Source organism: Colwellia marinimaniae (genome assembly GCF_002207865.1).
Lineage (GTDB): Bacteria > Pseudomonadota > Gammaproteobacteria > Enterobacterales > Alteromonadaceae > Colwellia > Colwellia marinimaniae.
Map to the genome: position 1 here is coordinate 1 of NZ_BDQM01000216.1, position 279 is coordinate 279.

Consider the following 279-nt stretch of genomic DNA (forward strand, 5'->3'; position numbering starts at 1 on the left):
TTTTAGCAGTTGCGCTATTGATTATATGTGCCGCGATTGGCATGTTGTTTTATGGCCAACATATCATGGCCACTGCTACTCAAGGCATGGGTAAACTGGCTGCGAAGCATCTGACTTATGAAATTCCCAATGCCTTGATTTTGCTTGAGGCCCGTCGCGGCCCCTGCGCCACTATCCCAATCACTTCTGAAGAGCTAATGAAAAGGGGAGCGCCTAAGCAAACAGCGAACGGCTCGCCCTGGACTGCAAGCTTCACCGGAGAGTCTGTCGAGGTCATAT

The 279-nt window shown here is 50.5% G+C and carries 1 protein-coding gene; it reads left to right on the forward strand.

Annotated elements, in window-relative coordinates; genetic code table 11:
- The coding region (locus MTCD1_RS21930) for a hypothetical protein (RefSeq protein WP_235013387.1) at nt 1-279 on the forward strand (279 nt) is incomplete at both ends.